Annotated in this window: 7 protein-coding genes; 4 read left to right on the top strand and 3 right to left on the bottom strand. The window is 60.4% G+C overall.

All coding sequences use genetic code 11. From position 1 onward, the window contains the following. The coding region (locus tag QM600_RS28250; RefSeq protein ID WP_283265059.1) for an alpha/beta hydrolase at positions 1-567 on the bottom strand (567 nt) is incomplete at its 3' end. Positions 568-820: 253 nt separating this feature from the next. On the opposite strand from QM600_RS28250, the gene QM600_RS28245 reads away from it, so the two are divergent. Together QM600_RS28245 and lpdA are read left to right on the top strand one after the other, a co-directional pair. Next, positions 821-1807 (top strand): dipeptidase, encoded by a 987-nt coding sequence (locus QM600_RS28245; protein ID WP_283265058.1) that lies wholly within the window; start codon positions 821-823, stop codon positions 1805-1807. Positions 1808-1856: 49 nt separating this feature from the next. Further along, positions 1857-3260 (top strand): dihydrolipoyl dehydrogenase, encoded by a 1404-nt coding sequence (lpdA, locus tag QM600_RS28240; RefSeq protein WP_283265057.1) that lies wholly within the window; start codon positions 1857-1859, stop codon positions 3258-3260. An 86-nt stretch (positions 3261-3346) separates the two neighbouring features. Here the strand turns inward: lpdA and QM600_RS28235 are convergent, their stop codons facing one another. Then, positions 3347-3769: a winged helix-turn-helix transcriptional regulator gene (locus tag QM600_RS28235; RefSeq protein WP_283265056.1), complete on the bottom strand. Its 423-nt coding sequence runs from the start codon at positions 3767-3769 to the stop codon at positions 3347-3349. Between the two features lie 118 nt (positions 3770-3887). Between QM600_RS28235 and QM600_RS28230 the strand changes: the two genes are divergently transcribed. Together QM600_RS28230 and QM600_RS28225 are read left to right on the top strand one after the other, a co-directional pair. Next, a complete protein-coding gene (locus QM600_RS28230) occupies positions 3888-4739 on the top strand; it encodes an SDR family oxidoreductase (RefSeq protein WP_283265055.1) in 852 nt (283 codons plus the stop codon). Between the two features lie 31 nt (positions 4740-4770). Further along, a complete protein-coding gene (locus QM600_RS28225) occupies positions 4771-6267 on the top strand; it encodes an MFS transporter (RefSeq protein ID WP_283265054.1) in 1497 nt (498 codons plus the stop codon). A gap of 3 nt (positions 6268-6270) precedes the next feature. On the opposite strand, the gene QM600_RS28220 is transcribed toward QM600_RS28225, so the two are convergent. After that, positions 6271-7415 (bottom strand): MFS transporter (locus tag QM600_RS28220; protein WP_283265053.1); only part of this gene is annotated, 1145 nt, incomplete at its 5' end.

Raw genomic sequence — 7415 nt, 5'->3', positions numbered from 1 at the left:
CGACGTGGCGGTCATGGAGATCGCGGAGATCGACTGGACGCCGTTGGTGTTGAATGTGTCATTGATTACGGGCGGGAGTTCCTTTGTAAGGAATGTCTGCCACTTCTGAACTCCGAGAGCCGGATCGGGCTTTTCCCAGTCGGTGTAGTAGCTGAAGGCACCTTGGATCGGGGTGACGACGTTGACCTTCTTGTCCCGGAAGAAGTTCATGACGTCCGCGTTGCGCTGCCACGTCGCACTGTCCTCGCCGCCACCGGCGCCGTTGAGAAGGTAGAGCGTGGGGTACTGCTGGGTGGTGTCCGTGGGCGTGAGGACCTCGACCGGGATATCGCGGCCCATGGACGGGGAGAACACCTTGATGGTGGTCTTGCCTCCGGCGGTGGTCTTGCTCGTGAGCTTGGAACCCGTTGTGTTGACCTTGGCCGCCGCCGCTGTAGCTGTCGCCGTGTCAGTTGCTGTGACTCCGCTGTCAGCAGAGGACATAGCCGGGCTGATCAGCATCGGCAGTACGGATACTGCTGCTATCGCGGCGACCAAACGGCCACGCTTGAATGTACGAGCACGCATACGCTCAGAACCCTCCACCTAAATTGCCCCTACAGATCCGTCCCGGGGTGGAACGGTCCTTCTTCGGCACTGCATCCTTCGACACTGCATTCTTCGACACTGCTCTGTACGAGTTGCAAATTCCGACGCATAGAGAGCGTGTAAGTCTTGATCTTTCTACAGGATCAGCGCGCTATTTGCTAGTGAACCAAGAATTTGCTGAACGAATGACCAGTATCGGTCGAAGATTGATGTTTACCGATATGATTATTGGGTGAACCGGACATATCCAATCTGGGAACAGCACTGCTGCCTGCCATTGCAGTCCAATGCCTCCATATCGGACCTATTGCGGTACACGCGGCCCGAAGGCAGTTACGTTTCGGTCAACGTTGGTTATGCGCCGCAGTCTCGGGCCGATTCGACAGCGTTAGTCAAGAGCTTCGCCTGGCAGGCCCGTGTCGAATATCCGGAAATCACCCCGGTTCAGAGAATCGGCGAAGTTGTCGAGATTCAACAGTCGGGTGGAATCGCCTTGGGGTTCGACCTCGAAGATTCCAATCCGCTGGACGGAGATCCCGACAACATCGCGTACTTCTACGACCTCGGTGTGCGGTCCATGTTGCCGACGTATAACCACGTCAACGCTGCGGGTTGCGGTTGTCTCGACGCCGTCGACACCGGTTTGACCGCCTACGGACGCGACCTCGTGGCCGAGATGAATCGCGTCGGAATGATGGTGGACGGATCGCACTGCTCGGTGCAAACCGGACTGGATCTGGCTACAGCTACCGAGCGGCCGATGATCTACAGCCATTCCAACCTCCGCAGATTGTGGGACCACCCACGCAACATCACCGACGACCAGGCGAAGGCATGCGCCGGCACCGGTGGAGTTATCGGAATCAACGGCGTCGGCATCTTCCTTGGTGTCAACGGACCGACCGATACACAGGCACGTCTCGAGGCGATGGCAGACCACATCGAGGAAGCCGTCAACCTCGTCGGCGTCGATCACGTCGGAATCGGCTCGGACTATTCCTTCGACGCCGAAGATTTCCTCGAGGAGATCGACCACCATGCGTCGTCGTTCTCGGACATGTACACCAAGTGGGGTCCGCTGCAGTGGGTACCGCCGGAAGACACTCTCACCTTGGACGTCGTACTGCGTCGGCGCGGCTTCGACGAACTCGCCATCGAGGCCGTATACGGCGGAAACTTCGCCCGAGTTGCCGCGCAAGTCTGGTCTACCGACGAGTAATGCGACCATCCGGGGACAAGCAAACTACGCAGGACTACCCTGATTAACCGTGACCTCACACTATGACGTCGTTGTCCTTGGAGCCGGCCCCGGTGGGTACGTCGCTGCTATCCGCGCGGCACAACTGGGCCTGAGCACCGCCATCATCGAGCAGAAGTACTGGGGCGGTGTATGCCTGAATGTCGGCTGCATCCCGTCCAAGGCGCTGCTCCGTAATGCCGAACTCGCGCACATCTTTACAAAAGAAGCGAAGACGTTCGGCATGTCCGGAGATGTGTCCTTCGATTTCGGCTCCGCCTTCGACCGCAGCCGCAAGGTCGCGGACGGGCGAGTCAAGGGCATTCACTTCCTGATGAAGAAGAACAAAATCCCTGAGTACGACGGTAAGGGAACCTTCGTCGACGCCAACACCATCAATGTGGAGTTGAGCAAGGGTGGCACCGAGACGATCACGTTCGACAACGCGATCATCGCCACCGGTTCCTACACCAAGCTGCTGCCGGGCACCTCGCTGAGCGAGAACGTCGTGACCTACGAAGAGCAGATCATGACGCGGGAACTCCCCGGATCCATCCTCATCGTCGGCGCGGGCGCCATCGGTATGGAGTTCGGCTACGTCCTCAAGAACTACGGCGTCGACGTGACGATCGTGGAGTTCCTCGACCGTGCACTGCCCAACGAGGACGCAGACGTCTCCAAGGAGATCGCCAAGCAGTACAAGAAGCTCGGCGTCACCGTCAAGACCGGTGCCGCAGTCCAGTCCATCAGTGACGACGGCAGCAAGGTCACCGTCACGATCAAGGACAACAAGTCCGGCAACATCGAAACCGTCGTCGTGGACAAGGTTCTGCAGTCCGTCGGCTTCGCACCTCGCGTCGAGGGCTTCGGTCTCGAGAACACCGGTGTTGCACTCACCGACCGTGGCGCCATCGCGATCGACGATTACATGCGCACCAACGTTCCCAACATCTTCGCCATCGGTGACGTCACCGCCAAGCTGCAGCTGGCACACGTCGCCGAAGCACAGGCAGTGGTCGCAGCCGAGACCATCGGCGGCGCCGAGACCCAGACGCTCGGCGATTACCGCATGATGCCGCGCGCCACCTTCTGCCAGCCGCAGGTTGCGTCCTTCGGTCTGACCGAAGAGCAGGCTATCGCCGAGGGCTACGACATCAAGGTCGCGAACTTCCCGTTCGCTGCCAACGGCAAGGCCCACGGCCTTGGCGACCCGACGGGCTTCGTCAAGCTGATCGCCGACAAGACTCACGGCGAACTGCTCGGCGGCCACCTCATCGGACCCGATGTCTCGGAACTGCTGCCCGAGCTGACCTTGGCCCAGAAGTGGGACCTCACTGTCAACGAGTTGGCACGCAACGTCCACACGCACCCCACGCTGAGTGAGGCGCTGCAGGAAGCGATCCACGGCCTCGCCGGCCACATGATCAACTTCTGATCTTTTCAGGGCAAGCCCCGTTCGTCTTTCCGATCAGGAAAGACGAACGGGGCTTTTTTCGTTCCTGCTCAGTTTCCGGTCGGGGCTCACTGACCTCTGGCGTCGTACTCTGTCTGGGACGCAACGATTTTCGGTACCTGGGATTCGAGTAATTCGATCAGTGCCGTGATCTTGTCGGCGACGTCTGCGCCGAGTTCGGTCAGGCTGTATTCCACCTTGGGTGGGATGTTTTCGAGCACCTCGCGGTGCACGAGGCCGTCCCGCTCGAGTGTTTGCAGGGTCTGCGAGAGCATGCGTTCGCTGACGCCGTCGACGCGGCGACGAAGTGCGCTGAACCGGTACGGGCCTTCGTTCAACGCTGCGAGCGCTAGTGCTCCCCAGCGTCCGGTGGCGTTCTGCAGGGCCATTCGAGAGTTGCAACCACGAGCGAAGACGTCGGCTTCGAGGGTGGGGTCCACATTGGGATCAGCCGTTTCGGCAGCACTGTGCGGGGTATCGGTGCTGGTCATGGATTCAGGTTACTACTGCATCAAGCGATAGCGCTATCTGTTCATATTGCGCTTACGAAAAATAAGTGCATGATGGTTGTGGGGCAACTTCACGCTTCAACTTAAATTGGGAGTTCAGATGAGCATCGCAGTCACCGGCGCAACGGGAAACCTCGGACAACTTGTCGTCGAGGCACTGATCAGCCGAGGCATACCGGCGTCGGACATCGTCGCGGTGGTCCGCAATCCGGAGAAGGCTGCAGATCTCGCGGCCCGCGGAATTGTGGTCCGGCAGGCGGACTACGCCGACGCCGCAGCATTGGAAGCAGCTTTGGGTGGCGTCGACAAGTTGGTGCTGATCTCGGGCAGTGAAGTGGGTTCACGGCTGGCGCAGCACACCAACATCATTGACGCGGCCAAGGCTGCGGGCATCGGATTCATTGCCTACACGAGCATCCTGGACGCCCAGGACACTCCGATGAAGTTGGCCGCCGAGCACAAGGCCACGGAGGACGTTCTTGCCAAGAGCGGAATTCCTTTCGCGCTTTTGCGTAACGGCTGGTACTGGGAGAACTTCACCAATGACCTATCGGGTGTCATCGAGCGCGGTGCGCTGGTCGGCGCGGGAGCAGACGGAAAGATCGCCGCTGCTGCGCGTGCGGATTACGCCGACGCTGCTGCAGCAGTGGCCACCACCGACGGACACGAAGGTGCAGTCTATGAATTGGGCGGCGACGAAAGGCTCACCTACGCCGAACTGGCCGAGAAGGTCACCGAATTCGCAGGCAAGCCCGTCGAGTACCAGTTCGTGAGTGAGGCAGCGTACGAAGGCATCCTGGAGAGCGTCGGACTGCCTGCTCCGGTTGCACAGATTCTCGCAGATTCTGATGCGGCAATTGCCAAGGGCGCGTTGGATACTGCGTCTGGTGACCTGCAGAAGTTGATCGGCCGCAATAGCACTCCGGTGATCGAGGTCTTGCGACAGGCATAAATTCGACCGTTCAGACGGGTAGCGTGTCGCTATGTCCCATGACGATCGCGAAGATGTCGGTTTTGCGGGACGCCGCGAGTGGGCGGCGTTGTCGGTCCTTGTACTCGCGGTGGTGATGCTCGCGGTAGACGGCACTGTCCTGTCGCTGGCTGTACCGGCGCTCAGTGCAGATCTGGCGCCGACGTCGAACCAGCTTCTCTGGATCGGCGACATCTATTCCCTCGCCCTGGCCGGACTGTTGGTCACGATGGGCACGCTCGCTGATCGCGTCGGTAGGAAACGTCTACTGCTCATCGGTGCAGCAGGATTCGGCTTGGCCTCTCTGCTGGCGGCATTCGCGCCGACGGCAGGGTGGTTGATCGCCGCACGTTTCCTTCTCGGCGTTGCCGGCGCGACATTGATGCCGTCGACGTTGTCCATCATCCGGAACATGTTCGAGAACGCTCGTCAGCGGACCACCGCGATCGCGATCTGGGCGGCGGCAGCATCTGGCGGTGCTGCAATCGGTCCGCTCGTGGGTGGCGCTCTGCTGGAACACTTCTGGTGGGGATCGGTGTTCATTATCAACGTCCCCGTGATCATCATCTTGATTGTGTTCGGGTACATATTGATTCCCGAATCCCGTGATCCCGACCCGGGAAAATTCGACCTGTTCAGTGCGGCTCTGTCGATGGTTGCGATTGTTGCCCTGGTGTATGCCGTCAAGGCAGCGGTCAGTGGCGGGAATCTGTGGGTGCCGGTCGGAACACTCGTCGTGGGGGTCGCTGCGGGGTGGGTCTTCATTCGGAGGCAGCAGTATTCGTCGTCGCCGCTGATCGACGTTTCGCTGTTCCGTCATCCGGCTTTCGCGGGTGCGGTCACTGCAACGTTTGTTTCTGTTCTGGCTTTCAGCGGATTGCTGTTCTTCTTCTCGCAGTACCTGCAACTCGTGCGGGGGAATGGACCACTGCAAGCGGGTATTCGTGAACTTCCGGTCACGCTCGCGTCGGTTGCCGTCGTGGGAATCGCGGGCAGCCTTGTCCTGCGGTTCGGGCGAGGTTACGTCATCGGCGGTGGGCTGGCACTGGCCGCGATCGGAATGGGCGGCATCGCGATGGCCAGTGACGCTGCGCAGTACTTCTGGTTGGCGATTGCCCTGGTACTGGTGGGACTGGGTGTGGGTCTTGCCTTTACGCTGACGACGGATGCGGTGATGACGGCGGTTCCACCAGACAAGGCTGGGTCTGCATCGGCAGTATCCGAGACTGCCTACGAACTCGGTGTTGCACTGGGAATCGCGCTATTGGGTAGTTTGCTTGCAACGCTCTACCGGGCTGGGTTGAACACCGACTCGATACCGCCGGCAGTGTCCGACAAGGTGACGGATTCCCTTGCATCTGCGGTTAACGTACTGCCGCCAGAATCAGAGTTACTTCACGAAGCAAAAGTTGCGTTTGTGCACGCCATGCAATGGACGTCCGTTACGTCAGCAGTGCTGCTGGCGGTAGCGGCTGTCATTGCATGGCGTGTGATTCCGTCGCCTAAGTAGGGGTTAGCCCATGTGAACTGCGCCCTCGGCGGGCAGGTCACCCTTCTTGGCGCGGACGAGCACAAACACCACCGGAGTAATGACGGCGAGAAGGATTGCTGCCCAGCCGAATGCCGCGGAGTAACCCGCAACCTCGGCGCCGAAGAAGTAGTCGGTCACTGAAGAGATGAAGTCCTGCACCGACTGGGGGAGCAGCGCCAGTTGTTCGCCGGTGGGCATGGCTGCGTTTGCCATGTCGGTGGGAATCATCTCTGCGGGAATGCCTTCGGGAGGCGCCGGCATCACGTTGTCTGCACTGAAGGCGGACTTCGCCGACGCGTAGATTGTCGTGAACAGAGCGGTACCGAGTGCGCCACCGATTTGCAAAGTGGCGTTGACGAGGGCGCTGGCCGCGCCGGCGTCGTGGTTGGGAACGCCGATCAGTGCAAGGTTCTGCATGGGGACCATGAGCAGACCCAAACCGAAGCCGAAGATCGCGAGACCCGGGAACACGTGGGTCCAGTAGGAGCTGTGTACCTCGATCTGGGTGAGCATCAACAGGCCGACAGCGGAGACCAGCGGTCCGGCCAACATCAGAGGCTTAGGCCCGATCTTGGTGGACAGCTGCGCCGCGATGGTGGATGCCATCACGATGAAGAAGGCCATCGGCAGAGATCCGACGCCGGCCATGACGGGGCTGAATCCCAGCACGATCTGCAGGTAGAACGTCAGGTACAGGGTGCCGCCGAGCAGCGCTGCGCCGACGAGCATGGAGCCGATCAATGCGGCGCCGCGATCACGATGCCACGGAACACTCAGTGGCAGAAGCGGATTCTTGGTGCGGCTCTCGACAAAGACGAAGAGCGCGAGGAAGACCAGGCCCAAGGCGATGAACAGAAGTGTGTCGGTCTGACCCCAACCATGCTCGGCGCGCGTAAATCCGTAGACCAGGGAGCCGAGTCCGAGTGCGATGAGGACGGCGCCGGGGAGGTCATAACTGGTATCGCCGTGAGCCTTGGTCTCCTTGATGACGGGAACCGCAGCGGCGATGGCGATGAGTGCGATGGGGATGTTCACGAGTAGGCACCAGCGCCAGTCGACGTACTGCGTCAGAACGCCACCGAGCAGCAGGCCGATGGCAGCGCCACCGCCGGAGATTGCGCCGTAGA

Source organism: Rhodococcus sp. IEGM 1379, from assembly GCF_030056815.1.
Classification (GTDB): domain Bacteria; phylum Actinomycetota; class Actinomycetes; order Mycobacteriales; family Mycobacteriaceae; genus Rhodococcus_F.
The sequence above is the reverse complement of the archived record's forward strand: the minus strand, read 5'-3'. Positions and strand labels throughout refer to the sequence as shown.

Bases quoted from the DNA above. Each gene is read 5' to 3' on its own strand.
- QM600_RS28235 (WP_283265056.1), bottom strand. From the start codon at position 3,769: ATGACCAGCACCGATACCCCGCACAGTGCTGCCGAAACGGCTGATCCC.
- QM600_RS28230 (WP_283265055.1), top strand. From the start codon at position 3,888: ATGAGCATCGCAGTCACCGGCGCAACGGGAAACCTCGGACAACTTGTC.
- QM600_RS28225 (WP_283265054.1), top strand. From the start codon at position 4,771: ATGTCCCATGACGATCGCGAAGATGTCGGTTTTGCGGGACGCCGCGAG.